The following is a 26855-nucleotide window of genomic DNA, read 5'->3' as shown; positions in this document are numbered from 1 at the left end:
GGCGGCATCGAGGCCGGAAAGCTTGGCAAGTAGCCTTGTCACTCCCATCCCATCCCACTCCACTCCACTCCACTCCACTCACCCTATGGTGTCCCATTGTTCCCATAGAGGCGAAAACCGGGTCGACGGCTCAACCGCTGGTAGTAATCACTCACTGCCGGCAATGGCGGACGATCAAATGGCGTTTCGAACCAGCGATTGACCGACAGACCGATGGGAATGTCTGCCAGCGAGAAGCCGCTCCCCGCCACATAGGCGCCGGTAGATGCGAGCCGTTGCTCCAGGATCTGCATATGTCTGGACCACTGCACACAGCCCGCGCCGAATGCCTCAGGGTCCTGATGGTAGGGTGAACGCCTGACCAAGGACATAAAGGCGTAGCGCCAGGAACTGTTCAAGTCCGAGGCTTGCCAATCGATCCACTGATCGACCATGGCCCTCGCTCGAGCTTCGGTTGGATAAAGCGCAGCGTCGCCATAGCGCGCCGCCAGATAACGGATGATGGTGTTCGACTCCCACAGCGTGAAGTCGCCATCCTGGATCACGGGCACCATGGCGTTCGGGTTCAACGCCAGAAATTCGGCGCTCTGGGTGGATTGGAAACCGCTCCCCCACTCCTCCCGTTCGAACGGGAGACCTATCTCGGCGCAGGCCCACAACACCTTGCGCACATTGATTGACGACGCCTTGCCCAATATCCGTAACATGTCTTCGTCCTTGCATGGGAAAGAGCTGAGCTTCCATGAAGGGCAATGCGCCGGTCAAGGGAGATCTTGAAGGCCATTCCTGGCTGATGTCACAGCTGTCGCCATTGGCCAAAAACAAAAAAGGCCACTATCGCTAGTGGCCTTCATAAGTCTTTGATTTTAATGGTGCCCGAGGCCGGAATCGAACCGGCACGCCTCGAAAAGCGAGGGATTTTAAATCCCTTGTGTCTACCGATTTCACCACTCGGGCACCGCAATCGGTATCAAGTCCGCAGGGCGGGCTTGTCAATATGGAGGCACGTTCCGGAGTCGAACCGGACTAAACGGATTTGCAATCCGCTGCATAACCGCTTTGCTAACGCGCCATGCAAAAGAGAGTTGGCTCTCGATTGTCTGAATTTGGAGCGGGAAACGAGACTCGAACTCGCGACCCCGACCTTGGCAAGGTCGTGCTCTACCAACTGAGCTATTCCCGCATCGGTCTGGCTGATTGCCTGACTACGAGGACGCATTCTAGCGATGTTCCTCGCTCAGTCAACCAAAAACATTTAATACGCTGATCGTTCGGGTGTTTTTTACCCTTATCCTGCACTTTTGCCGCTCATGACTGCTTCCCTGCCCCAACGACAGGGAAACAGCGGTTTGCACTCATGCAAACTAGAAGCGAGAGTGATAGGTCAGATCGCCCCAGGCGGCCTTCATGTACTGGAACATGGACCAGAAGGTGAGCACGGTCGCCACGTAGAGCAGCACGTAGGCGAGCCACACCATCCAGATATCGTATTGCCAGATGAGGCCGGTGAGCGACACCATCTGGATCATGGTCTTCCACTTGCCGATCCAGCTGACCGCCACCGAGGAGCGCTTGCCAAGCTCGGCCATCCATTCGCGCAGGGCGGAGATGATGATCTCACGGCCAATCATGGTCATAGCAGGGATGGTGACCCAGACGGTGTTGTAGTGCTCGACGATGACCACCAGGGCTGCGGCCACCATGATCTTGTCGGCGACCGGATCGAGGAAGGCACCGAAGGCGGTGGACTGATTCAGCTTGCGGGCGAGATAGCCATCAAACCAGTCGGTCGCTGCCGCCAGGATGAAGACGATGGCAGCCGCCACATAGGACCACTGATAGGGAAGATAGAACAGGATGACGAAGACGGGGATGAGCAAAATCCGAAAAAACGTCAGCAGGTTAGGAATATTTGTCATTATTTTCAGCCACTTCTTGTATGCCGCTACATGGTAGCCCCAAGCCGATCACCGATGCAACCGGACAGGTGCCCGCCTTGGTCTATGGATCCATCAACAACCTCAGGATGCCGGTCATTATGGCATTGGCGGGCCCCCTGCGTCACGGCCCTTGTACGCCGGTGGGGTCAGTTTCCCCTCAATTGACACCGCTATCGCGCGTGCAGGGCATCGTGGATGGCGTGGGCCACGCCAGCTCCTGGCTGATGCCGGATATCACTTTTCCTGAACAGCGGGCCCTTATCCGGGCTCAGAGTGAGTGCAGGGCGTCGTGAATGGACTGGGCCAGCTCCTGGCTGATGCCGGGCACCTTGGCAAGCTCGTCCACCCCGGCCTTCTTCACCTCCTGCAGGCCGCCCAGATATTTGAGCAGGGCCTGACGACGCTTGGGGCCCACCCCGGGGATATCTTCCAGGGTACTGGTGGTACGGGCCTTGGCGCGACGGGCCCGGTGGCCTGTGATGGCAAAACGGTGAGATTCGTCACGAATGTGCTGAATAAGGTGTAAAGCGGGCATATCTGCCGGCAAGTGCAGCTCTTCGTGGCTGTCCCCCAGGATCAGGGTCTCCAGCCCCGCCTTGCGGGTCACCCCCTTGGCGATGCCCACCAGCAGCGGGTATTTGCCGCCAAGAAACTCCAGCTGACGGGCCAGGATCTCCTCGGCGCGGCGCAGCTGACCGAGGCCGCCGTCGATAAACAGCACGTCCGGCACCTTGTCCGGCTCCTGCAGCTTGCCGAAGCGGCGCTCCAGCGCCTGCTCCATGGCGGCGTAGTCATCGCCGCCGGTGATGCCGTCGATGTTGAAGCGGCGGTATTCCGACGAGAGCGGCCCCTCCCGGTTGAACACCACGCAGGAGGCGACGGTGCGCTCCCCCATGGTGTGGGAGATGTCGAAACACTCCATGCGGGCGATGGGGGCTTCGAGCTCCAGCAGCTCTTCCAGCTGAGTGAAACGGGCTGTGGTGGTGCTCTTGTGCGCGAGGCGAGAGCGCAGCGCCGTCTCGGCATTGATGGTCGCGAGCTTGATAAAACGCGCTCGTTCACTGCGGGTGCGGCTCTGTACCCGCACCTTGTAACCGGCGGTCTGGCTCAGGGTCTGGGCGATGACCTCTTCATCCTCCAGCGCCACGTCCAGCAGCACCTCGCTCGGGATCTGCCGTCCCCCCTGCCCCGACAGATAGAACTGCAGCAGGAAGGATTGCACCACCTCATCGAGGGGCGTATCCGCCGGCACCTTGGGGAAGTAGCTGCGCGAACCCAGCACCTTGCCCTGACGGATAAACAGCACGTGGATGCACGCCGTCCCCTGATCGAAGGCCACCCCCACCACGTCCAGCTCGTCCAGCACGTTGCCGCTCACCGACTGCTGCTCTGTGACCCGGCGCAGGGCCTGGATCTGATCCCGGTAGAGGGCCGCCTCCTCGAAGCGCAGATCGCCGCTGGCGGACTCCATCTTGCCGACCAGCTCACTGATCACCTGCTGGTTCTTGCCCGCCAGGAACAGCTTGGCCAGCTCCACCTGCTGGGCATACTCCGCCTCGCTCACCAGCCCGGCCACGCAGGGGCCGGCGCAGCGCTTGAGCTGATAGAGCAGGCAGGGGCGGCTGCGGTTAGCATAAACGGCGTCCTCGCACTGGCGCACCGGGAAGATCTTCTGCATCAGGTGCAGACTCTCGCGCACCGCACCACCGGAGGGGTAAGGACCGAAATAATCGCCTTTGATTTTTCGGGCACCACGGTGGACGCCGATGCGGGGATGGCGATGGTCTGTGATGATGATCCAGGGATAGGACTTGTCGTCTCGCAGCAGCACGTTGTAGCGCGGCTGGTACTGCTTGATGAGGTTGTGCTCGAGGATCAGCGCCTCGGTCTCGGTGTGGGTCACCGTCACCTGGATGTCGGCTATCTGGCGCACCAGGGTGCGGGTCTTGATGCTGTCCACGTTGGTGCGAAAGTAGGAGGCGAGCCGCTTCTTCAGATCCTTGGCCTTGCCCACATAGATGACGGTGCCGCCGGTGTCGTACATGCGGTAGACGCCGCTCTGGTTCGTCACGGCACTGAGGAAGGCTTTGCTGTCGAAGAGAGGTTCAGACGTCGTCATGATGATCTCCGCGATAGATATCGATATGGTTCATGACCGCACTCAGAAACGCCTTGCTGTCGAAGAGAAGTTCAGACGCCGTCATGATGATCTCCGCAACAGACATAGCTATGGTGGATCAGGGCACTCGGCAAGGCCTGGCTATCGAAAAGGGGCTCGGGAAGGGACATCGGCGACTCGGCTCAGGGCAAACGAAAATTCACGGGAGAGATCATACTGCGCCCCCTTGTTTGAAAGCAAAGGGCCTCTGAAAGCAAAACCTCCTGGCCACGGGAGCACAAAGCAAAAAGGCGGCTCGGGCCGCCTCTATTTATCCATAAGAGTCCATCACACCCGCTTACAGGGTGTCGGCATCCAGCATGCCATAGCGAATGGCCAGATGGGTCAGCTCCACATCGCCATTGATGTTGAGCTTGCTGAACAGCCGATAGCGGTAGCTGTTGACCGTCTTCGGGCTCAGGTTGAGCTGCTCGGAGATGTCGGTCACCTTCTGCCCCTTGGTGATCATCATCATGATCTGCAGCTCGCGCTCGGAGAGGGACTTGAAGGGGTTCTCGTCCGCCGAGGCAAACTGGCTGAGGGCCATCTGCTGGGCGATCTCCGGGGAGATGTAACGCTGGCCGGAGTGCACCAGCCGGATGGCGTGGATCATCTCGTCCGGGGCCGCGCCCTTGGTCAGATAACCGGCGGCGCCCGCCTGCATCACCTTGGTGGGGAACGGGTTTTCTGAATGAATGGTCAGCACTATGATGCGCACATCGGGCCGGATCCGCAGGATCTTGCGGGTCGCCTCCAGGCCGCCGATGCCCGGCATGTTCATGTCCATCAGGATCACGTCGGGGTGGTGTTGCCGGCAGAAGGTCACGGCTGTCTCGCCGCTCTGTGCCTCGCCCACCACCTTGATCCCGCGGACATCCTCCAAAATGCGTCTTATCCCTGTACGCACCAACTCATGATCATCGACCAGGAATACATTAATCACCCATACACCCCGTTTTTTATCTCGTTATATGCCAGTTAGGGTTAACACGGCGTCTTGCATCATAACCAAACTCGATGATTTGGCAAACCATGCCCTGTGAAAGTTTGAAACTGCTCATGAATACTGTTTATTATCAAATGATTATACACAGATTCAACTTTGAAGCGGTTCGTCGCCGCAGACCACCACCACAATGAAAAAAGCCCCGAATTTCCATCCAGGGCTTTTTAAGGCAGGGTAAACGGCGATTACTTGGCCGTGCCCGCCTTGGCCGCCTCCCTGGCCCGCAGATCATGCTGGAATTGATACTCCGGCTGGGTCTCGTTGAGGCGGCTGCGCAGCTCGCCGTTGTGGCCAATGGTCACGTGGCAAGAGACGCATTGGAGTTTTTCCCCTTTTTGTTGCATCTCCTGGTAATGGGCGTGCATCTGCAGTGACTTGGGGTTGGTGGCCACCGTTTTTTCCAGCAATCCCTGGTGACAGGAGAGGCAGCCCGAATCGTAGACAAACTCCTCGCGCCTATCCCGCTTACCGAGCCAGTCGATCTTGCTGGTATCGGTCAGGGTCACCTTGTAGACGTCGTTGAGACCACTGGTCGCTTTCTTCAGCAGATAGTTGAAGGTGTTGTCATGGGGCAGGTGACAATCGGCACATTCCGCCTTGAAGCCCACCCTGTTGCTACCCCCGTGAATATCATGCCGATAGGCCTCCACCATGGGTTTCATCTCGTGGCAGGAACCACAGAAGCGCTCGTCACCGGTCGCCTTGACCACCTCGGCCCCGATCAGGCTGATCCCCAGGGAGACCAGACCCAGGACGCACGCCAACAGTAGACCGAATTTCATTCGATTCATCAACAAGGCTCCTAGGGGGTGGGACCAAACCAGTCACGGGTATTGTCGTGGCAGGTCTGGCAGAGATTTTGGGACGGCTTGTGCTCGGCATGGCACTCGTAGCAATCGAGATCCAGCTTGTCGTGCAGCGAGTTGTGCGGATTGGTGTGGTTCGCATCCATGAAACGGGTGCGATTCGCCACCTTCTGCGCGCTGCCGTGACACGCCAGACAGTCCTCGGTCTTGAGCCGCTGGTACTGCTTGGGATCCTTCCCCTGGTGGCAGTTCTCACAGGTGAAGCCGAGCTTGCCATGATGCGGCTTGAGGCTATGGCTGGCCGCCGGGGAGACGGGCGTCATCGCCGTGACAGGAGCCCCCGCCTCGGCCAGGGCGCCACCGCCAAACCAGAGGCCCGCCAGCGCCATCAGGGTCAGGAATAATGGTCTCATTCCTCTGCTCCTTAAGCCCAAGGCTCTGTTTTAGCGGCATTTTCGCCAGCGATCATGCCATAGACACCGCTATCCAGGCTGCTGCAGGCGGTCAATCGGATATAACCGAAGGTACCGGCGGCGGCTTCACCGCAGACGAAGACGCCGGGAATGGGCTGTTGACTGACCACATCCAGCGCTTCGGCCCTGGGGGTGATGAGGGCGCCACCCTGGCTGTAGTTGTAACGGGGATTGAGATACATGGCGTAATAGGGCGCCTTGCCGATGGCGATGGCGCTGCCCACCACGGCTCTTGGCTTGCCAAAGGCATCCTGATCCTTGGCCATGTTGGCGTTGTATTCGGCGATGGTCGCCTCCAGCTTGTCCAGATCCATCTCGAAGCGGGCCGCCAGTTCGGTCAGGGTATCGAACTTCCAGATGGTGCCCTCGGTGCCATTTTTCGCCTCCAGCGAGAGTTGGAACCGCTGCTTGTCGTGATAACTGTCCACCCCGGTCTGGTCATAGATGAGGATCGCCTGCTGACCGGGCTTGAGCTTGCGCCGCTCGGCCAGGATCGCCAGCCCCAGACCCTGACGGTCGTTGTTGTTGTGCTCGTTGATGAAACGCTTGCAGGTCTGCGGGTTCACCAGAATGCCCCAGTTGATATCCTCGGTGGGGATGGCGAAGGCGAAGCGGAAGAGCGTCATGTGCACCGGTTTGAAGCCCGCCTGCATCATGCACTTGAGGGCGCCGCCGGTGGCGCCTGGACTGGCGGTAGAGACACAATCGTGCAGCACGCCTATCTCATCGCCGCGGAACTTGCGATCCTGATTGAAGCCACCAGAGGCCATCACCAGCGCCCGCTTCACCTTGTAGAGCTTGGTGACGCCCGTACCGTTGAAGGCGGGATCGTCGTTGCGGCCGAAGTCGGGGGTATTCAGATCGAAGAAATACTCCTCGCGCACCCGCACCCCTACCACGCGGCCGGTCGCATCCCGATAGATCTCTTCCAGCTTGACCCGCTTGCGGATCTCGATGTTGGGCAGGTGCTTGGCCATGTAGCCATGCAGGTTCTTGATGACACCGGTCCCCCCCTCTTTTGGCCATACGACCCGGGCGCGGGAGTGACCGCCGAGGTTTTTAACCCCAGTGCCGTTGCCCATGCTCTTGTCATATTCGACGCCGTGCTCGGCCATGAAATCGAAGAGCTGCAAGCTGTTTTGCGCGACGACCTTGCTGATCTCGGGATGATTAAAGCCCTTGGACTCCTTCTCCATGTCCCCATAGAGCAGCTCCCAGCTGTCATCCGTCACCCCCATCTCTTTTTGCCACCGGGAACCGACCACCGCCATGTTGAGGCCGGAGATCAGGGAGGAGCCGCCGAGACGGGACATCTTGTCGGCGATGACGATCTTCATGCCGGCCCGGGTCTCTGCTGCCTTGATGGCCGCAACGGAGCCCGCGATGCCACTGCCGACGACCAGAATGTCCATCTCCTCGTCCCAGGGCAGTTGAGTCGGGTCGATGCAGCTCTGGGTCTGACTGGCGGCCGCAGCCGCGGGCAGGGCGGCGGCGATGGACGCAAAGGCGGCTGTCTGCAGGCCCTTGGTCAAAAAATCGCGCCGGGAACGATTGGAATTCTCTTGCATGATGCACTCTCTGCTACTGAAGAAGAGCGCCATGGTCCATAATGCGCGGTCGCCGCTCCATAGTGGCTGACCGCAGATCGGCGCCAAACTTGATCTGCATCAAGGACGCGGTGACGCCTATTGGGTCTCCTTCCCCATGTCCCCCTCCAGGAGCCACGAATTCATGGGCCGCTTCATCCTCTGTGCCTCCCTGCTCTGGTTGAGCTGGCTCGGGCCGACCCCCGCCAAGGAGTGGCAGACCAACCTCAGGCCGGTGATCCGCATCGGTGTCATCGCCTTCGATCAGCCCGGCTCCGAGAAGGCCCGCTGGCAACCGACGGTGGATTACCTCAATCGACGCCTGCCGCAGTATCAGTTTCTGCTGGTGAGCGGGGACGTGCGCAGCCTCAACCAGCTCGTCGCCTCCGCCACCCTGGACTTCGTCATCAGCAATGGCCTCAAGTTTCTCGACTATCAGCGTCAGCATGATGCGGTACGCCTCCTGAGCCTGAGCCCCCTGCGGGGCTCGGCCGAGCAAGCGGTCGGCTCGACCCTCATCGGCCGCGCCGACGCGCCTCCCGTCGGCGACTGGCAGACGCTGCTACACAAGCGCATCGTCGCCACCAGCCCGGAGGCCTTCGGCGGCTTTCAGATCATGCAGGGGCTCTGGCTCAGGGCCGGGCTTCACCCCGAGGAGGCCTTCCCCAACCTGGTCTTCGCCGGCTTGCCACAGGAGGATCTGCTGCGCCACCTGGCGGAGGGGCGCGCCGAGGTGGCGATACTGCCGACCTGCATCCTGGAGCAGGCCATCGCCCAGGGCCGTTATGACGCCGATCAATTCGTCGTCATCATGCCGCAACCCCAATCCGTGCTCCCCTGCCAGAGTTCGACCCCGCTCTATCCCACCCTGAGCCTGGCCAAGATGGCCCACGTCAACGAGGGCTTCGCCCGGGATCTGGCCAAGGTGCTGCTGGAGATCCCCACCGACTCGGCCGCCGCCCGGGCAGGCCACTATCGGCACTGGACGGTACCGGTCAAGGATGCGGCCGTCATTGCCCTGCAACAGCAGCTGGACGCCGCCAACGCGCAACCATTGGTGGTGCAGGTCTGGTATCAATATCGCGGCTGGCTGCTGATCGCCCTGGGGGGGCTGCTGCTGCTGGGGGGTTATCACCTGAGGGTCAAGTACCTCATCCAGCTGCGCACCCGCCAGCTCAAGGAGAGCAACACGCGGCTGACCCGGGCACTGACCGACAATCGCCTCGCGGCCGAGCGCCTGAACCAGCAGCAGAGCCAGCTCTTCTCGGCACAGCGGGTGCTGCTGTCCGGCGAACTGGCGGCCGGGATGGCCCACGAGCTGAACCAGCCGTTGATGGCCCTCAACAACTATCTGGCGGGCTGTCGGCTGCGTCTGGCGGCGGTACCGCCGGCGCTGGCCGACGTCGAGCAAGGGCTAGACCTGGCCCTCGCCCAGGTGAGCCAGGCCAAGGGGATCATCGCCCGGCTGCGCGACTTCATGCGCAAGGGTGAGGTGCAGGATCGCCTGATCTCCCTCGACGAGTTGCTGCGAGGTACCCTGCCACTCTTCCACGACCAGTTCGTGCGTCAGCGCATCAGCCTGCACCTGCCACAGGGGGAACCCGTCCATCTGTGGATAGACCCTACCCTGATGCAGCAGGTGCTGGTCAATCTGCTCTGCAACGCCAGCGAGGCGGTGGCGCTCAACCCCGACACGCGGCCGCCATGCATCGCCATCCGCCAGAGGATCGAGGCCAATCGGGTGATCATCAGCATTCATGACAACGGCACAGGCATGACAGAGGCGCAGCGGGCCCATCTCTTCGTGCCGTTTCACACCAGCAAGAAAGAGGGGCTGGGCCTCGGCCTTGTCATCTGCAAGCGGATCATCGAATCCTATCGGGGCACCATTTGGGCGGAAGCGGTGCCGCAGGGGGCGGTGATCGCCTTCTCGCTACCGCTCCAGCCACTGGAAGAAGGAGAACAGGAATGAAGGATAACGTCTATCTGGTCGACGATGACCCCGCCGTGCGGGCGTCGTTGGGCTGGCTGCTGGAGGCGGTGCAGATCAGGCTGCAGAGCTACGACGGGGCCCGCAGCTTCCTGGCCGAGGCCGATCTGAGCCAGCCTGGCTGCCTGATCCTCGATCTCTGCATGCCGGGGATGAGCGGCGGTGAGCTGCAGGAGGCGCTGAACCGGCTCCCGAATACCCTTGCCATCGTCTTCCTCACCGGTGAGGCAGATGTCGCCACGACAGTCAGCCTCTTCAAGCAGGGCGCCTTCGACTTGCTGGAGAAGCCGGTAGACTCAACTGTGCTGCTGGCGGCGATCAACCGCGCCTGCGCCCACAGCCGCGCGGCACATGGGCGCCAGCTTGCCCGGCAGATGCTGCAGGCGCGGCTCGAGCTGCTGTCGCCACGGGAGCGGGAGATCATGGGACTGGTACAGGAGGGCATGCAGAACAAGCAGATAGCGGATCGACTCTGCATCGCCCTGCGCACCGCAGAGATCCACCGCCACAACATGATGAAGAAGATGGGTTGTACGACCCCGCTGCAGTTGGTACAGCTGCTGACGGAGGCTCAGTCTGGTTATCCGGCTCGGACAGCGATGGCTCTGGACATCACAACCCCTGTCTGAGCGACAATAGAAAAACGGCGCCTCTTGGCGCCGTTTTTCTCGGATGGGCACTCCGACCTCAAAGGGCCAGCAACGCACGCACCTTGTCCAGATCGCGCTGGGTATCCACCCCGACCGGGGGAGCTTCCAGCGCCTGGGCCACGTGGATCTTCTCCCCGTACCAGAGCACCCGCAGCTGCTCCAGGGCCTCGATCTGCTCGAGCTGGCTCGGCGCCCAGTCCACATAGCGCTGGATGAAACCAGCGCGATAGGCGTAGATGCCGATGTGGCGCTGGTAATGTGCCCCGATCTGCTCCTGGCTCTGGGCGAAGCGATCCCTGTCCCAGGGAATGCTGGCGCGGCTGAAGTAGAGGGCGTAGCCATCCTTGTCCGTCACCACCTTGACCGCGTTGGGGTTGAACGCCTCTTCGGCATCCACGATGGGCACGGACAGGGTGGCCATGGGCGCACTCGCGCCGGCCAGATTGTCGGCCACCTGGCGGATGATGGCGGGCGGAATGAGCGGCTCATCCCCCTGCACGTTGACAACGATGGTCTCGGCGGTGAAGCCGTAGTGACGGCACACCTCGGCGAGGCGCTCGGTGCCGGACTGATGATCGGCCGAGGTCATGCAGAGCTCGACGCCGGCCTGCGCTGCAAACGGCGCCAGCGCGCTGCGCACCCGCTCGTCATCGATCGCGACTATCACCCGCTCGGCACCGGACTGCAGGGCCTTTTCCACCACGTGCTGCACCATGGGCTTGCCATGGATGTCCGCCAGCGGCTTGCCCGGCAACCGGGTAGAGGCGTAGCGGGCCGGAATGACGACGACGAAACTCATGGCTTCAGCTCTTCCAGGGGCAGATGGCGAGCCCGGTTCTCCAGCAGGACGGGGATCCCCTCCTCCAGCGGATAGGCCAGTCTGTCGAAGCGGCAGATCAGCTCCTGTGGCGCCTTGTCAGATTGCGGTTGATAGTGCAGCTTCCCCTTGCAAACCGGGCAGGCGATGATGTCGAGCAGTTTAATATCCAGTGCCAAAACGAGACTCCTTCAGCGACGCCCGACGACGATGATGTCGAGCAATGTAATAGGCATGTCCGGAGCCATAACGAGACTCCTTCGGCTGCGCCCGACGGCAACGATGTCGAGCAATGTAATATCCATGTCCGGAACCCAAAACGAGGCGCCTTTCGCGGCACCGGCCTGGCATTCGCGCCGGACAACTCGGTATTTTTATCTTAACAGGCCAATATGGCAGTCATTACACAAGGTAAATATCACACCATAAGCATAAACAACTTATCTATTTGTCATTCACAGCACGAGACACTGCCAGAGAGGCCAGCAGAGTGTCGAGCAAGGAGGTCGGCAGCTCGGCGCTGACCGGCAGATACCACCAGCTATCCGGCGCAAAGGCCCGGCACTTGACCGCATCCTTCTCCGTCATCAGCAAGGGGCGTTCACCGAAGCGGGCCAGCAGCTCGGTGCTGTCGAACGCCTGATGATCCGCGTAGCCGACGCTCTGTTGCAACTCATAGCCGAGGCTGGTCAGGGTGGCGAAGAAACGGGGGGGATGGCCTATGCCGGCCAGGGCATCCACGGCGCGGGGCAAAGGCTCGCCGGCCAGCGCATCATCCCGCACCCGGCGCGGCGCAGCCGCCACCAGCGCCATGGGGTATTCCCCCTGGACCGGGGTACCGCCGTTGCAGATGATGGCATCGACCCGCTTGAGGCGGGTCATGGGTTCGCGCAGCGGCCCCATGGGTAGCAGGCAGCCGTTGCCGAAGCGGCGTATGCCGTCCACCACCACCAGCTCTAGGTCCCGGGCCAGCGCATAGTGCTGCAGGCCGTCGTCGGTGATGATGATGTCCACCTCACCGCTCTGCTCCAGCAGCCGCACCGCATCGGCGCGCTTGGGGGCCACCACCACCGGGCAGCCACAGCGTCTGGCGATGAGCACGGGCTCGTCCCCCGCCTCGGCGGTGGTGCTGGTGGCGCCCAGCCGGTAAGGGTAATGGGGGGCCTTGCCGCCGTAACCGCGGCTGACCACCCCGGGGCGCAGGCCACGGGCCTGCAACTGCTCCACCAGCCAGACCACCACAGGAGTCTTGCCGTTGCCCCCCACCGAGAGATTGCCCACCACGATCACTGGCAGGCTGGCCCGATAGCTTTTGAGCCAACCGCGCCGATAGGCGACCCGACGCGCGCCGCTGATGAGGGCAAACAACAGGGCGAAGGGGGCCAGCCACCAGCGCCAGCCGCTTCGCCCGTACCAGAGCCGTTCCAGCATCAGCCTTGCTGACTCACAGCGGGTTGGCTCGCACCAAACTGGATGGCGCGCAGCTGGGCATAGGTGCCCTGCTGGGCCATCAGGGCGGCATGGTTGCCACGCTCGACGATGTGCCCCTCGTCGATCACCAGGATCTCATCCGCCTTCTCGATGGTGGAGAGGCGGTGGGCGATGACCAGGGAGGTGCGCGCCTTGCACAGCTCATCGATGGCCGCCTGGATGTGACGCTCGGACTCGGTATCCAGGGCCGAGGTCGCCTCGTCGAGCAGCAGCACGGGGGCATCGCGCAACAGGGCACGGGCGATGGCGATGCGCTGACGCTGACCGCCGGAGAGGGAGGCCCCGTTCTCACCGACCACGGTGTCATAGCCTTGGGGCATCTTGCTGACGAACTCATCCGCATGGGCGATGCGGGCCGCCTGCTGGATCTCTTCCCGGCTGTAGCGATCCTCCGCCGCATAGGCGATGTTGTTGGCCACCGAATCGTTGAACAGGTGCACATGCTGGGAGACCAGGGCGTACTGCTTGCGCAGCTCGCTCAAGCGATATTCGCGGATGTTGACGCCGTCCAGCAGGATCTCGCCCTGCTCGATGTCGTAGAAGCGGGTCAGCAGGCTGGCGATGGTGCTCTTGCCGGAGCCGGAGCGACCCACCAAGGCCACGGACTTGCCCGCCTCCACCTTGAAGCTGATGTTGTGCAGCGCCGGGGTGTCTTTGGTCGGGTAGGTGAAGGTGACGTTGCGGAACTCGATCTCGCCACGGGCCCGCTCCAGGGTGCGGGTACCGGTGTCTTCTTCCGGGGTGGAGTCGAGCAGACCGAACAGGCTCTGGCAGGCGGTGATGCCGCGCTGGAACTGGTTGTTCACGTCGGTCAGGCTTTTCAGCGGCTTGAGCAGCATCATCATGGAAGTGACCATGACGGTGAAGGTACCCGCGGTCAGGGTCGCCTTGACCGAGTCTATGGTCGCCACGTAGAGGAAGACCGCCAGGGCGACCGAGGCCACCATCTGGACGATAGGGCTGCCGATGGCGTCGGCCGCCACCATCTTCATGGTCTGCTGGCGCATCCGGTTGCTGACGGTGAAGAAGCGCTTGTCCTCCACCTGCTGGCCACCGAACATCAGCACCTCTTTATGCCCCTTGAGCATCTGCTCGGTGGAGGTGGTGATGTCACCCACCGCCTGCTGGATGTGGCGGCTGATCTTGCGAAAACGGCGGCTGATGAGGCCAATCAGAATGCCCACCACGGGGCCCACCACCAGGAAGATCACCGACAGCTGCCAGGAGTGCCAGAACATCAGGCCGAGCAGACCGACCACGGTCGCCCCTTCCCGCACCAGGGAGACCAGGGTCGAGCTCGCGGCGGAGGAGACCTGACCGGCGTCATAGGTCACCTTGGAAAGCAAGTTGCCGGTGTTTTGGCGATCGAAGAAACTCATGGGCATGGCCATCAGGTGGCTGAACACCTGCTGCTGCAGCCGCATCACCACGTGGTTGCCGACCCAGGCCATGCAGTAGTTGGAGAGGAAGGCGGCGCAGCCGCGCAGGGCGACGATGCCGAGCACGAAGAAGGGCATCCATTTCAGCACAGTGCTGTCGTTGCCGTTCAGGCCCTGATCGATCAGCGGCTTGATGGAATAGACGAAGGTGGTATCCACGGCCGCATAGCCCAGCATGCCGATGATGCCGCCAACCAGTCCCAGCTTGCGATCCCGGACATACCCGAGCAGGCGCTTGAAGACAGGCCAGCTCTCTTGTGAGGTTTCTTGTTGCATGAAAAGCCGTTAATAAGGGAAATGACGGGGTATTCTAGCCAAAGCCGGGGCAACCACCAAGCGCCGCCACACGGATACCATGAACCCGGCGTGCCCATCAGACTAAATTTCCGCCATTTCCAGCCACCTCTGGCAAACAGATGGGAAATGACGGCTTATTCCTCTCGCCACAGCCGGGGCTGCCACCAGGCAGCCATCATGCGGATACCATGAACCCGACGTGCCCATCAGACTAAATTTCCGTCATGTCCAGCCACCTCGGGCAAACAGATGGGAAATGACGGCTTATTCCTCTCGCCACAGCCGGGGCTGCCACCAGGCGCCGCCGCGTCTATACCAGGGTCCCTGCTCACGCTCGGCCCGGATCTTTAGCCCGGCATCTCTGGGCTCGACCAGCACGGCTCCATCCAGGCCGGTCACCCACTGCCGCGCGGCCGCATATCTCGCCACCACCTCGGGACGGGGAAACTGCCACTGGTTCATGAAGCCCGCGCTGTGCACCACCAATGCCGGATTGACCGCCGCCACGAACCCCGGCGTCGAAGAAGTGCGGCTACCGTGGTGGGGGCTCACCAGCAGAGTACTGGCGAGCCCGTTACCCTCCAGTTCAAGCAGCCGGCGCTCCGCCTCCCGCTCTATGTCACCGCTGAGCAGGATGCGCTGCCGGCCATCGCGTATTTGCACCACGCAGCCATCGTTGTTGTGGCCGCCCCCGGGCCGCTCGGGCCAGAGCACGGCAAAGTCGAGCCCCTGCCAGCGCCACTGTTGGCCGCGCCGACACAACTCGGTGCCTTGAGCGAATTTGAACGAGGAGAGCTCGCGCCGCACCGGTACCGCCTGCAAGATGGCTTGCCGATTGCCGGCATGATCCCTGTCCTTGTGGCTGATGATGAGCACGTCCAGCACCCGCACCCCGAGCCGGTTGAGCTGGGGCAAGATGGCGGCATCGGCCATGTTGTAGCCGCCGGGATAGCGATCACCGGTATCATACAAGACGCCCCGCTCCCCACGGGTGATGAGCACAGAGAGTCCCTGCCCCACGTCCAGCACTCGCAGTTGCCAGGGCACAGGTGCCGGCCAGCAGGCCAGCCCCAGCGCGGCAACCACCGGGATCAGCAGGCTGCGCGCCACCGGCAGTTGCCAGCCGGCCCACAGCAGGATGAGCAGGGCGCTGGCGGGCATCAGCCAGCCGGGCACCGGCCACCAGAGCTGCAGATGCGCCGCCAGCAGGCTCAGTCCCCACAGCACCCACTCCAACCCGAGATCCGCCAACCAGAACAGGCCGTGGGCGAGCGGGGTGGAGAGCGGCGCCAGCAGCACGCCGATGAGGGCGAGGGGGATGATCCCGAGACAAAACAGCGGCAGCGCCAGCAGATTGAGCAACAGGGCCAGCGGCGCCATGCCCTCGAACAGCAGCAGTTGCAGCGGGAGCAGCCCCAGTAGCAGCAGGATCTGCAGCCGCACCAGACCGGGCTTGGCCTCCAGATAGCCCGCCAGCAGCAACAGCGCCACCGCCATGAAAGAGAGCCAGAAACCGGCCGAATAGAGGGCAAAGGGATCCCAGAGGCAAAGCACCACGAAGGCCCACAGCCAGATCCGATGGCTGGGCCAGTCTCGTTTCAACCAGCGCAGCAGGCTCCAGACCGCGACCATGATGAGCGCCCGCTCGGTCGCCACCGCAAAGCCTGCCAGGGCGCTGTAGGTCGCGGCGAACAGCAAGGAGACCAGGATGGCGCCACGCAACCCGAACAGCCGCCCGAGCCACCAGCCGAGCACCGCCACCAGGGCGATGTGCTGGCCGGAGATGGCGATGATGTGGGTCAGGCCGCTGCCGCGAAACAACTCCCACTGCGCATCCGTGATGCCGCTCTGCTCGCCGAAGCTGAGTGCCGCAAGCAAGGGGGCATGGGTCAGCCCCTGCCAACCGGCATTCGCCTGCGCCAGCCAGCGATCGCGCCAGCCCGGGGCCGCCGCCTCAGTCTCGACGATCCGGCGCAGGTTGCCGGTGGCGGTGATGCCCTTGCCAAGCAACAGCCGTCGCCCGTCCATTCCGGCCTCGTTGGCGAGGCCGTGGGCGGGTTTGAGGCTGCTCACCAGGGTGATGCGACTGCCGGCGGGGATCGGCGGCAGCGCCTGATAGGCGTTGAGGCGAACGAGGGGTTCCGGGCTGAGGGGCCTGTCGTCCAGGGTCGAGACTCGCAACAGCAGGCGGACAAATTTATCACCCGGTTTATCACCTGATGGCTCCGTACTTTGTACCCGTGCGGTTATGATGTGGTTCGTCTGCTCCGCCAGCCGCTCCAGCCAGCCAAGCCGATACGGCAAGCTGGCCTGCATCCAGAGCATGCCGAACACCAGAAACAAGAGCCGCCAATGGCGGTAATATGCGAGGGGAATGGCGAGGGACAGCAAGACGCCCCCCCATGCGACTGAAGGTAACCATGGCCAGAGTAGCGAGGAGCTTGCCCCCAGGGCAAACGACAACAGACGCAGATCCATGGAGCAAGTATTTAGCAAGGTTTCAATCATGCCCAAACATCTCATCCAGCGCTGGCTACCCGATCAAGAGGCGCTCAAGACTCACAAACACCTGAAGATGTTCGGCAGCCTGCTGCTGGATAACAATCTCTGGCATCTCAACCGCCGCAGTGCCTCGGCGGCGGTCGGGGTCGGCCTGTTCATGGCCTGGATCCCGGTGCCTTTTCAGATGTTGCTGGCCGCAGGTGGCGCCATCGCCTGCCGGGCCAATCTGCCGCTGGCGGTGGCGCTGTGCTGGGTCGCCAATCCCGTCACCATGCCCCCCATGTTCTATGGCGCCTACAAGCTCGGTTGCCTGCTGCTGGGGAGCCCCTCCCAGGATATCGACATCGAATTCAGCTGGCACTGGCTGAGCTCCGTCTTCGAGACGGTGGCGCCGCCGCTGCTGCTTGGCGCTCTTGTGCTGGCGTGCGTCAGTGCGCTGTGCGGCTACCTCGCGACCCGTCTGCTGTGGCGGCTGAGCGTGGTGCGCCGGTGGCGTCAGCGCTGGAGAGCCCTGGCATGAACCTCTCCCGCTTCAAGCTGGATCCTGACTCCCTGCGCAAGCAAAAATGGTTCGCCCTGTTCGGCGAGCGGCTGTTTGCCCCGGCGCTGTGGCAGGGCGGCCGCCGGGCGCTCTGCGGCGCCGTCGCGGCCGGGCTGTTCGCCAGCTGGGTTCCGATGCCCATGCACTCCCTCGTCGCGGTCGTGCTGGCACTCGCCTTCGGGTTCAACCTGCCGCTGGCCCTGCTGGCGGTCTGGTTCAACAACCCGCTGACCCTGCCCTTCATGTATCTGTGGGCCTATCGCACCGGCTGCCTGGTGCTGCACCAGACCCCGGAGCCCTTCCACCTCACCTGGTCTCTGCATTGGCTGGAGCACGAAGCGGCCACCCTGGTCCCTCCCTTCCTGCTCGGCAGCCTGCTGCTGGCGATGCTGACCGCCGCCACCGGCGCCCTGCTCACCCTGCTGCTGTTGCAACTGGCCAGGCTGGTCAAGCGTCGCTCCCACACTCCCTAAGTCATTGACTCATCACGGGGATGGTAAGCTCTGAGCCTGCGCTGGCTGCGTGCCCGGCTTGCCATCGTTTGACTCAACCACCACACTCCTTGTAGCCCTCTGTGCCCTTAGCACCATCAGCATCATCCATTCGAGACAAGGAGCCCACCATGGCCGAACCGCTGATCCTCGCCTATGCCAATGGCCGTCCCATCTCCCTGCTACCCGCCCTCGCCAATCGCCACGGTCTCATCACGGGCGCCACGGGCACGGGCAAGACAGTCACGCTGCAGGTGATGGCGGAGGGCTTCTCCCGCCTGGGGGTACCGGTCTTTCTGGCCGATGTGAAAGGGGATCTCGCGGGTCTGGGGGCCGCAGGCACCCCTTCCTCCAAGCTGGATGCCCGCCTCGCCCAGCTCGGCATTGCGGCGCCCGCCTTTGCCCCCTGCCCCACCCTGTGCTGGGATCTGTTTGCCGAACAGGGCCACCCGGTGCGGGCCACCGTCTCCGACATGGGCCCCCTGCTGCTGGCCCGGCTGCTCGGCCTGAACGATACCCAGAGCGGGGTGCTGGAGCTGGTGTTCAAGGTGGCGGACGACGAGGGTCTGCTGCTGCTCGATCTGAAAGACTTGCGCGCCATGGTGCAATTCGTGGGAGAGAACGCCAAGTTCCTCACCACCCGCTACGGCAACGTGTCCACCGCCTCCGTCGGCGCCATACTGCGCAATCTGCTCACCCTGGAGAGCGCGGGGGGCGATCACTTCTTCGGCGAGCCCATGCTGGATATCCAGGACTTGTTGCAGACCGATCAGGTCGGCCACGGCCATGTCAATGTGCTGGCGGCGGCCAGGCTGACCCAATCCAGCCGGCTCTATGCCTGCTTCCTGCTCTGGCTGTTGTCCGAGTTGTTCGAGCAGTTGCCCGAGGTGGGCGATCCGGAGAAGCCCGTACTGGTGTTCTTCTTCGACGAGGCCCACCTGCTGTTCAACGACGCCCCCAAGGCGCTGCTGGAGAAGATCGAGCTGGTGGTGCGCCTCATCCGCTCCAAGGGGGTCGGCATCTACTTCGTGACCCAGAGCCCGGCCGATATCCCGGACAGCGTGCTGGGGCAGCTCGGCAACCGGGTGCAGCATGCCCTGCGCGCCTTCACCCCGAGCGATCAGAAGGCGGTGCGGATCGCCGCCAACACCCTGAGGGCCAACCCGGCATTCGACGCGGCCGGCGTCATCACCGAACTCGGAGTAGGCGAGGCCCTCGTCTCCCTGCTTGATGAGAAGGGTCGCCCCAGCGTGGTGGAGCGCGCCTTTATCGCGCCGCCAGCCAGCCGGATCGGGCCGCTGAATGACATTGAGCGTCAGGCCCTGATCCGGGGCTCCCTGCTCTACGGCAGCTATGAGGTCAGGGAGGATCGCGACTCCGCCTTCGAGCGCCTCAACGGTCAGGCAGAAACCAAAGACCAGGGCGTGGCGCAGGAGAAGCCGACCATGGCCCCCGCCCAGGCCGACGCCCCCGCCGAGGGGGGACTGCTCGATGCCCTCAACGACATGCTGTTTGGCCGCACCGGTCCCCGTGGTGGCCAGCATGACGGCGTGGTGCAGACCGCCGCCAAGAGCGTGGCCCGCACCCTGGGCAACGAGGTGGGGCGCCAGCTGATCCGCGGGGTGCTTGGCTCCCTGCTGGGAGGCAAGAGTCGGCGCTGAGCCGCGCAGACAGACGAACATAAAAAAGCCCGCCAAATCTGGCGGGCTTTTTACGCTGTCGAGTCTGTGATCATCCAAGTGGGGATCACCTCAAGCCGATCTCACGGCACCTTGCGGTGACCTCGCCGAGGGGAGCCATATCGAACGGGGATGCCCTTCCTACGGTGCTTACAGCACCTTGGCGATGGCGTCACACAGCGGATCTATGTTGGCGCGGGTGATCCCGGCCACGCTGATCCGGCCGGAGCCGACGATGTAGATGGCGAACTCGCTCTTGAGGCGTTCCACCTGATCCTTGGAGAGACCGGAGAAGGAGAACATACCGTTCTGCTCGCGGATGAAGCCGAAGTCCTGGTTCACCCCGAGGGCCGCCAGCTTCTCCACCAGCAGCTCGCGCATCTCGCGGATCCGTACCCGCATGGCGGTCACTTCTTCCACCCACTCGGCATAGAGGGCCGGATCGCTGACGATGGCGGTCACCACGGCGGCGCCGTGTGACGGCGGGTTGGAGTAGTTGGCGCGAATGACGGTCTTCACCTGGGTGAAGGCGACATCGGCCACGGCCTTGCTCGCGCTGACCAGGGTGAAGGCCCCAACCCGCTCGTTATAGAGGCCGAAGTTCTTGGAGAAGGAGCTCGCCACCAGCAGCTCGTCGTGGCAGGCGGCGAAGATGCGCAGACCCTCGGCATCTTCCTCGATGCCACGGGCAAAGCCCTGATAGGCGAAGTCAAACAGCGGCAACCAGCCTGCGGCCGCGCTCTGTTTGGCCAGGGCCTGCCACTGCTCGGTGGTGGGATCGATACCGGTCGGGTTGTGGCAGCAGCCGTGCAGCAGCACCAGATCCCCGGGTTGCACCTCGGAGAGGGACGCCTGCATGGCGGCAAAGTCCAGCCCCTTGGTGGCGGCATCGTAATACTTGTACCACTTCACGGTGAGGCCGGCGGACTGGAACACGCTGACGTGGTTGGCCCAGGTGGGATCGGAGATCCAGATGGTGTTGGCCAGGCCATTGCGCACCACGAACTCGGCGGCGATGCGCAGGGCACCTGTGCCACCCGGCGCTTGCGCCGTCTTGGCGCGGCCGCTGGCGACCAGCGCAGAGTCTTGCCCGAACAAGAGTTGCTGCACGATACGACCGTATTCGATGTTGCCCTCGATGCCGAGGTAGTTCTTGGTCTTCTCGTCGTTGAGCAGCTTCTGCTCTGCTTTCTTGACGCAGTGAAGGATGGGGGTGGCGCCGGTCTCATCCTTGTAGATCCCGACCCCCAGATTGATCTTGTGGCTACGAGTATCGGCACGGAAAGCTTCGGTCAGGCCCAGGATAGGATCCGCTGGGGCGGCAACAACCTTTTCAAACATGGTAGTCCCTGTATTCCATTGAATGTGTGGGGTGTCAGGCGCTTTTTTGAAACAAAAAGCAGCAAACGAAAAGCGGCGGACAAAAACGCCAGATTGGCAAGCGCTCCGTCAACTCTTTATACCATCGCCTTCAATAGGGGAAAACCGCTTTTTCGAGAGGGTCTGTGGCCATGTCAGCCAACGGCGTGCCAGTCGGGTGCCAGGGCGCACGCCTCGGCCGACAAACCACGGTTTGATTCAACCAGATCGCTGCAAAGTGCCAACAATGGCCGCGGGATCCGGCTAGGCTCCCAGGGGCGAGAGCCTAGCAAGGGAGTGGCATAGGCCGCCTTGATGGGGGCAAGCACCCGCGGCAGCCACCAGCTGGGCGGGCGGCCCAGTCGCTGGGCCAGCACCTGCACCCTGTCCACGCCGGCGGGATCCAGGGCGGTGAGATGGCTCCAGAGGGTGTGGGGCGGCAGCGCGGCGATCAAGGATTGCAGGGCACCGGGCTCCAGCGCCGGGGCCCAGACCAGCAGGGCATCTTCAGGCAGTGCCAGCTCGGTGAAGGTACCGACGGAATCTGTGCTGATCACCCGCTGGATGCCCCCCTCTCCCCACAGGATCTTGCCAAGCCCCGCCAGGGTGTGCGCAGGCAACGCCACCTCCCCCAGGGTCTGCAGCCAGGGCGTCGCATCGAGCAGGGTGCCGCCGCTGAAGAACAGGCTGAAAGGGCGAGCTGCACGCAGCCTGAGCGACTGATCGCCGCACAACCTGATGCCCTTGTCTTCAAAGTTGATTTGCTCAACGGGGCTGAACGCCCCCTCGCCTTTGCGATAGAGCGCCGCCAACACCCGCTCGTTGACCCGCTCTCCCAGCTGCCAACCCTGAGCCTGCAACCACTCCTCCGGCTCAGGGGGCGTGCAGCTCATCTCCGCCAGCATCAGCTCGCGGGTGAGGTAGCGACGGCCGGCCGGGGTCAGTTCATAGCGATGATTACCAAGGGTGATCAGCAGCTGGTTGTCCCTGAGCATGCCGATCAGCGGCTGCCACTGGCGGCCACGAAGAGCCAGCGGGGCCTCGGTCAGCAGTTGCCGGGCCAGAGCCTGCCATTCGGGGTGACTGAAATCGATCAAACGCATCCTTCCCTGTGGGTCGACCATCTTTCAACGAATTGAATAATCTAGCGATTTGTGGGAAGCGAGCCAAGGATAAAAAAGAGACAACGTGAACTGGCGCAGGGGGAATAGCGGGATAAACGAGGCCACAGGACCGCGGACAACAGATAAAACAAAACGGCCAAGCAAGCTTGGCCGTTTATCCACTAACTCAGTGCCAGGACTGGATTAGAAGTTGTATTGCAGAGCAACAGTGAACTCGTCGTCCAGGTCGTCGATACCCTGGATTTTGTACTCGGTGTACGCCTTCAGCTTGGAAGTGAAGTTGTACTGAACACCCAGCAGAGTTTCGTCAACTTGGTCTTCGTAGGAAGAACCGGCCAGCTTGTCCTTGCCTTCCTTGAAGTTGTAGCCAGCCAGGAAGGTCCAGGCGTCTACGTTGTAGGAGGCAGCCAGCTCGTAACCGTGGCCCTTGCCGCCGTTACCGTTGGCGTCATTGCTGATCTCGCCTTCGGTGTACACACCGGCGAAGTAGAAGCCGTTGATGGCGTAGTGTGCGCCCAGAGCCCACTCGTTCTTGTCACCGGAATCACCGTTCAGCTTGTTCTCCAGGTCGGAGTAAGCATAACCGGCGTTCAGGCCCAGACCGAAGTCGAAGTCATAACCGGCAGCAACTGCATAGCCGTAGTTACGCTTCAGGTTGGGGAACACGGTGCTGACGCTGTCGCCACCGACGTCAGAAACGATGACAGCGGTGTCGTCGTTGGTCTGATAGGACAGCTTGCCCTTGAAGCCCTGGTAGCTGTTGGAGTAGATGATCTGGCCTTCTTGACGACCGTCGTAGTAGTTACCAGCGTCACCCCATTCGTTGAAGATATCGGTCGGCTCCAGCACGTCGTAGAACGCGGTGTCGGTCTGGCCGAAGATGATCTTGCCGTACTGGGTACCGTCGAAACCAACATAGATGTGACGAGCCTTGAAGGTGTCGCTGTCAGAATCGTTGTTGTTGGAGTTCTCGGAGGCAACTTGCCACTCGGTCTTGGCGATACCAGACCAGGTGTTGTTCAGGGCAACTTTACCGGACCAACCCAGACGGGAGGTACCGATCAGCTCTGCATCAGCATCATTGTGGTCGGTGTAGTAGTTAGCCTGAACACGGCCGTAGATATCAAAAGAGGTGCCGTCTTTGTCATAAACGACCGCAGCGTTAGCAGCAGAAGCGAACAGAGCCGGGATTGCGATTGCCAGAATTGTCTTTTTCATAGTTGTTTCCAATGCCTACTGTAATTAAACACTAAGTCCTTGTTATTCCCTGTGTTAGCGATGTTCTTTGCATCACTATGGCGCCGAGACTATCACCGGGTTTTCCAATCCGCAATGAAAAAACTTTGAACTTTTTGCGAAAAGCATAGTCATAGCGAAAATTTTGTGAGCTGACTCTCACAATATTTGCCCCCTCAGGGAAAACGTTTACAGCGATAGTCTCTGCTTTAATCGCTACTTTATGGTGGTTTATTGCACCGCAATGAGTCCGCATACTATAAGTGCAATGTCCGGGCATCGGAGCCTGCCTCCGCTTGCCTCGACCCCACCCGTCGGTTGCGGGTATCCTGTGTTCATTCACCTCCGATAGGGTCACACCTCATTCATGCTATCTACTCGCCTCAAAACCACCATTCGCAATACCTATCGCCAGATTGCCGATGGCTTACCCGGTTTTGTGCCGCGCAAGGAGCAGAATTTTCTGGTGGCCGAAATCGCCAAGACCCTGACCGGTGAATACGACCGGGCCCGCCGCATTCTGGTGGCCGAGGCGGGCACCGGCATCGGTAAATCCCTCTCCTATGCCCAGGGCGCCATCCCGGTGGCGCGCCTCACCCAGAAAAAACTGGTGATCTCCACCGCCACCGTCGCCCTGCAGGAGCAGTTGATCCACAAGGACCTGCCGTTCTATCACCGCCACAGCGAGCTGCCGTTTCGTTTTATGCTGGTCAAGGGGCGCCAGCGCTACTGTTGCGAGCATCTGCTGGAGCAGGCCGCGAGCGGCGTTGAGATGGCCAACTTCGAGCTGGATTTCGGCTCTTTGAGCAAGCACAAGCCCTCGGATGCCGACAAGGAGCGCTATCAAGCGCTGTGGCAGGCCTACACGGACGGGAAGTGGGACGGGGATCGGGACAACTGGCCCAAGCCCATCCCGGACCTGTGCTGGGAGCGGATTGCCGCCGATCGCCACAGCTGCAACAAGGCGCTGAGCCACCACCAGCACTGCCCCTTCCACCGCGCCCGCAACGACATGGACGCCGCCGATGTGCTGGTGGTCAACCACGCCCTGTTGCTGTCGGATCTCACCATGGGGGGTGGCATCATACTGCCGCCCCCGGACGAGTGCATTTACGTGCTGGATGAAGCCCATCACCTGCCCACCATAGCGCGGGATCACGGCGCGGCCTCGGCCAGTGTGAAGGGTTCCCGTCGCTGGCTGGAGAAGCTGGTGCAGAGTGCCGGCAAGCTGGCCCGGGCCCTCAACAAGGAGAGCCTGCTCGATCCCCAGCTCAAACTGCAGGATGCCCTGGCCTCTCTGCAACCGGACCTCAAGGCGCTGGAGCAGTGGCTCGCTGGCAATGAGCAGCTGTTTGGCCGCGAGCAGCACCACAGATTTGCCGACGGCGTGCTGCCCGACCCGCTGCCCATGCTGGCGGAAAATCTGAAAGAGGCGAGCAAGAAGGCGCTGCGCGCACTGGACAGGATGCAGGGTGCCATCGGCGAGGCCCTCAAAGACGGCGAAATCCGTCGCAAGGAGGCCGAACCCCTGCTGGCGGAGAGCGGTTTTCACCTGCAGCGGCTGGAGAGCTTCTGTGCCCTGTGGGAGATGCTGAGCCGCCACGTGCCGACCGGCAAGACGCCGATGGCGCGCTGGATGGTCAAGGGGGAGGATGGGGACATCTGGCTGCACGCCTCCCCCATCGAGGTGGGTTATCTGCTGGAGGAGTGGCTCTGGTCGAGGTGCCTCGGTGCCGTGCTGGTGTCGGCCACCCTCACCGCCCTCTCCTCCTTCAGCTATTTCCGCCATCAGGTGGGGCTGAAAGAACACGACGGTACCCGCTATCTGCGCCTGCGCTCCCCCTTCGAGTACCACAAGGCGGAGCTCTATCTGCCCAAGATGACCCACGAGCCGAGCGCCCCCGCCTTTACCCAGGAACTGGTCGATACCCTGCCCCGTCTGCTGGCGGGCAAGGAGGCAAGCCTGGTGCTGTTCTCCTCCTACCGGCAGATGAACGAGGTGGCGCAAGGGCTGCGGGCCAAGGGGCTCTCCCTGCTGGTACAGGGGGAAGCATCCCGCAGCGCCCTGCTGACACTGCACAAGCAGAAGTGCGACGGCGGCCAGGCCAGCATCCTCTTTGGCACCGGCAGCTTCTCCGAGGGGCTGGACCTGCCCGGCCACTACCTCACCAACCTGGTGATCACCAAGCTGCCGTTCGCGGTGCCGAACTCCCCGGTGGAGGAAGCCACCGCCGAGTGGATCGAGCAGCGCGGCGGCAACCCCTTCCTGCAACTGACGGTGCCGGAAGCGTCCCGCAAGCTCATCCAGGCCTGCGGCCGCCTCATCCGCAAGGAAGCCGATCGGGGCAGGGTCACCATACTCGACCGGCGCCTGCTCACCAAACGCTATGGCAAGGGGCTGCTCGACGCCCTGCCTCCCTTCACCCGACGGATCGAATAAGCCGTACGATCGACTGGCGACGGGCAACTTGAAGATAAAAAACGCGAAAATCCCCGGCGGGAACGCCATAAACGGCTATTGCCGCCCTGTGGCAAACCTGTAAAAATGAGCCCCTATTTTTCAGTGGGCACTTGCCTGACTGTTCAAGGAGATGAAATGAAACTGACTGTTCTGGTGCCGGCCCTGGCTGGTCTGTTGTGGGCAGGTAGCGCCCTGGCTGTTAGCCAACTGGAAATAAGCAATCCCTACGTCACTCAGCTGATCGATGGTGAGTCCATCAATCCCAAGCTGCTCGACAAGACCAGCAGCTTCCCCATCAGTGCCGGCAAGCACCAGCTGGTGGTGGCCTTCGAAGGTAACTACTCCAACCGCAACGACATCAAGCTGGTGACCGCCGAGCCGCTGGTGATCAACTTCACCGCCGCCGACAACCAGACCCTGGTGCTGGACTACAAGAAGCCACGCAACGAGAGCGAAGCCAAGCTGTTCGTCCAGGATCAGAAAGTGGTCCTCAAAGACAAGGCCAGCGGCAAGGTGCTGGAGAGCGAGCAATTCGTGCTGCCGAAAGTGGAAGGCTTCCAGCTGACCCGCGACTACCAGCAGGAGCTGCTGAAAATAGGCAAGGCCTTCAATCAGCCTGCCGCCGTTGCCGTCTCCAGCGCCGCCGTGATGGCCGCCACCAGCGCCCCGGTCGCAGCAGCCCCAAGCAAGGCCCAGAGCAATCCGGAAGCCCTGACCCAGCTGCAAAACTGGTACAACAAGGCCGATGCGGAAACCCGCAAAGCCTTCCAGATCTGGGTGATCCAGCAGCAGTAATGGCGTCTTCATGC

22 protein-coding genes and 3 tRNA genes are annotated in these 26855 nt (G+C 62.1%); 7 read left to right on the top strand and 18 right to left on the bottom strand.

Features of this window, described 5'->3' with window-relative positions; genetic code table 11:
* Window positions 1-83: 83 nt before the first annotated feature.
* The 10 genes from LG30_RS0113380 to LG30_RS0113335 form a co-directional block, all read right to left on the bottom strand.
* Window positions 84-707 carry a glutathione S-transferase family protein gene (locus tag LG30_RS0113380; RefSeq protein WP_033131194.1) on the bottom strand — a complete coding sequence of 208 codons (624 nt, stop codon included), beginning with the start codon at window positions 705-707 and terminating at the stop codon, window positions 84-86.
* A gap of 163 nt (window positions 708-870) precedes the next feature.
* A tRNA-Leu gene (locus LG30_RS0113375) sits at window positions 871-957 on the bottom strand.
* Window positions 958-998: 41 nt separating this feature from the next.
* Window positions 999-1072: transfer RNA gene (locus tag LG30_RS0113370), tRNA-Cys, on the bottom strand.
* Between the two features lie 35 nt (window positions 1073-1107).
* Window positions 1108-1183, bottom strand: a tRNA-Gly gene (locus tag LG30_RS0113365).
* A 181-nt stretch (window positions 1184-1364) separates the two neighbouring features.
* A complete protein-coding gene (gene pgsA / locus LG30_RS0113360) occupies window positions 1365-1919 on the bottom strand; it encodes a CDP-diacylglycerol--glycerol-3-phosphate 3-phosphatidyltransferase (protein ID WP_033131193.1) in 555 nt (184 codons plus the stop codon).
* 289 nt (window positions 1920-2208) lie between these two features.
* Window positions 2209-4059 (bottom strand): excinuclease ABC subunit UvrC, encoded by a 1851-nt coding sequence (gene uvrC / locus LG30_RS0113355; RefSeq protein WP_033131192.1) that lies wholly within the window; start codon window positions 4057-4059, stop codon window positions 2209-2211.
* A 337-nt stretch (window positions 4060-4396) separates the two neighbouring features.
* Entirely contained in the window at window positions 4397-5041 is a 645-nt protein-coding gene (gene uvrY / locus LG30_RS0113350; protein ID WP_011706579.1) for a UvrY/SirA/GacA family response regulator transcription factor, read from the bottom strand.
* A 248-nt stretch (window positions 5042-5289) separates the two neighbouring features.
* Window positions 5290-5895 carry a cytochrome c3 family protein gene (locus LG30_RS0113345; RefSeq protein ID WP_081966183.1) on the bottom strand — a complete coding sequence of 202 codons (606 nt, stop codon included), beginning with the start codon at window positions 5893-5895 and terminating at the stop codon, window positions 5290-5292.
* A gap of 11 nt (window positions 5896-5906) precedes the next feature.
* Window positions 5907-6323, bottom strand: a complete 417-nt coding sequence (locus tag LG30_RS0113340) for a cytochrome c3 family protein (RefSeq protein WP_033131190.1) — start codon at window positions 6321-6323, stop codon at window positions 5907-5909.
* A gap of 11 nt (window positions 6324-6334) precedes the next feature.
* The gene (locus LG30_RS0113335; protein ID WP_161785833.1) at window positions 6335-7951 is read right to left on the bottom strand and encodes an FAD-dependent oxidoreductase; all 1617 of its coding nucleotides are present in this window, start codon (window positions 7949-7951) and stop codon (window positions 6335-6337) included.
* 163 nt (window positions 7952-8114) lie between these two features.
* Here LG30_RS0113335 and LG30_RS0113330 point away from each other — a divergent pair, with 163 nt between their 5' ends.
* Both LG30_RS0113330 and LG30_RS0113325 read left to right on the top strand, forming a co-directional pair.
* Window positions 8115-9941: a sensor histidine kinase gene (locus LG30_RS0113330; RefSeq protein ID WP_052101063.1), complete on the top strand. Its 1827-nt coding sequence runs from the start codon at window positions 8115-8117 to the stop codon at window positions 9939-9941.
* A complete protein-coding gene (locus tag LG30_RS0113325; RefSeq protein WP_052101055.1) occupies window positions 9938-10588 on the top strand; it encodes a response regulator transcription factor in 651 nt (216 codons plus the stop codon). Before LG30_RS0113330 ends, LG30_RS0113325 begins: the two co-directional genes overlap by 4 nt.
* Before the next feature lie 58 nt (window positions 10589-10646).
* Here LG30_RS0113325 and kdsB read toward each other — a convergent pair whose 3' ends face one another.
* The 5 genes from kdsB to LG30_RS0113300 form a co-directional block, all read right to left on the bottom strand.
* Entirely contained in the window at window positions 10647-11408 is a 762-nt protein-coding gene (kdsB, locus tag LG30_RS0113320) for a 3-deoxy-manno-octulosonate cytidylyltransferase (RefSeq protein WP_033131189.1), read from the bottom strand.
* On the bottom strand, window positions 11405-11605 hold the full coding sequence (locus LG30_RS0113315) for a Trm112 family protein (RefSeq protein WP_033131188.1): 201 nt from the start codon (window positions 11603-11605) through the stop codon (window positions 11405-11407). Before LG30_RS0113315 ends, kdsB begins: the two co-directional genes overlap by 4 nt.
* A 265-nt stretch (window positions 11606-11870) precedes the next feature.
* Window positions 11871-12857: a tetraacyldisaccharide 4'-kinase gene (gene lpxK / locus LG30_RS0113310; protein ID WP_033131187.1), complete on the bottom strand. Its 987-nt coding sequence runs from the start codon at window positions 12855-12857 to the stop codon at window positions 11871-11873.
* Window positions 12857-14632, bottom strand: coding sequence for a lipid A ABC transporter ATP-binding protein/permease MsbA (gene msbA / locus LG30_RS0113305; protein WP_033131186.1), 1776 nt, complete (start codon window positions 14630-14632; stop codon window positions 12857-12859). The genes lpxK and msbA overlap by 1 nt, the downstream gene beginning before the upstream one ends.
* A gap of 285 nt (window positions 14633-14917) precedes the next feature.
* Window positions 14918-17131, bottom strand: coding sequence for a DNA internalization-related competence protein ComEC/Rec2 (locus LG30_RS0113300; RefSeq protein ID WP_081966179.1), 2214 nt, complete (start codon window positions 17129-17131; stop codon window positions 14918-14920).
* A 28-nt stretch (window positions 17132-17159) separates the two neighbouring features.
* On the opposite strand from LG30_RS0113300, the gene LG30_RS0113295 reads away from it, so the two are divergent.
* From LG30_RS0113295 to LG30_RS0113285, 3 genes are all read left to right on the top strand, one after another.
* Window positions 17160-17675: a DUF2062 domain-containing protein gene (locus LG30_RS0113295; protein WP_033131185.1), complete on the top strand. Its 516-nt coding sequence runs from the start codon at window positions 17160-17162 to the stop codon at window positions 17673-17675.
* Entirely contained in the window at window positions 17672-18169 is a 498-nt protein-coding gene (locus tag LG30_RS0113290) for a DUF2062 domain-containing protein (protein ID WP_033131184.1), read from the top strand. The genes LG30_RS0113295 and LG30_RS0113290 overlap by 4 nt, the downstream gene beginning before the upstream one ends.
* Before the next feature lie 149 nt (window positions 18170-18318).
* Entirely contained in the window at window positions 18319-19848 is a 1530-nt protein-coding gene (locus LG30_RS0113285; protein WP_033131183.1) for a helicase HerA-like domain-containing protein, read from the top strand.
* A gap of 168 nt (window positions 19849-20016) precedes the next feature.
* Here LG30_RS0113285 and LG30_RS0113280 read toward each other — a convergent pair whose 3' ends face one another.
* From LG30_RS0113280 to LG30_RS0113270, 3 genes are all read right to left on the bottom strand, one after another.
* Window positions 20017-21207: an amino acid aminotransferase gene (locus tag LG30_RS0113280; RefSeq protein WP_033131182.1), complete on the bottom strand. Its 1191-nt coding sequence runs from the start codon at window positions 21205-21207 to the stop codon at window positions 20017-20019.
* Between the two features lie 173 nt (window positions 21208-21380).
* Window positions 21381-22322 carry a hypothetical protein gene (locus tag LG30_RS0113275; RefSeq protein WP_033131181.1) on the bottom strand — a complete coding sequence of 314 codons (942 nt, stop codon included), beginning with the start codon at window positions 22320-22322 and terminating at the stop codon, window positions 21381-21383.
* 210 nt (window positions 22323-22532) lie between these two features.
* The gene (locus LG30_RS0113270) at window positions 22533-23567 is read right to left on the bottom strand and encodes a porin (protein ID WP_033131180.1); all 1035 of its coding nucleotides are present in this window, start codon (window positions 23565-23567) and stop codon (window positions 22533-22535) included.
* Window positions 23568-23952: 385 nt separating this feature from the next.
* Here LG30_RS0113270 and dinG point away from each other — a divergent pair, with 385 nt between their 5' ends.
* A complete protein-coding gene (dinG, locus tag LG30_RS0113265; protein ID WP_033131179.1) occupies window positions 23953-26025 on the top strand; it encodes an ATP-dependent DNA helicase DinG in 2073 nt (690 codons plus the stop codon).
* Window positions 26026-26181: 156 nt separating this feature from the next.
* Window positions 26182-26841 carry a YccT family protein gene (locus tag LG30_RS0113260; RefSeq protein ID WP_033131178.1) on the top strand — a complete coding sequence of 220 codons (660 nt, stop codon included), beginning with the start codon at window positions 26182-26184 and terminating at the stop codon, window positions 26839-26841.
* Window positions 26842-26855 lie beyond the last annotated feature (14 nt).

The sequence above is a fragment of the Aeromonas aquatica genome, from assembly GCF_000764655.1.
Taxonomy (GTDB): domain Bacteria; phylum Pseudomonadota; class Gammaproteobacteria; order Enterobacterales; family Aeromonadaceae; genus Aeromonas; species Aeromonas aquatica.
This window is presented reverse-complemented; position numbering and strand designations above follow the sequence as displayed.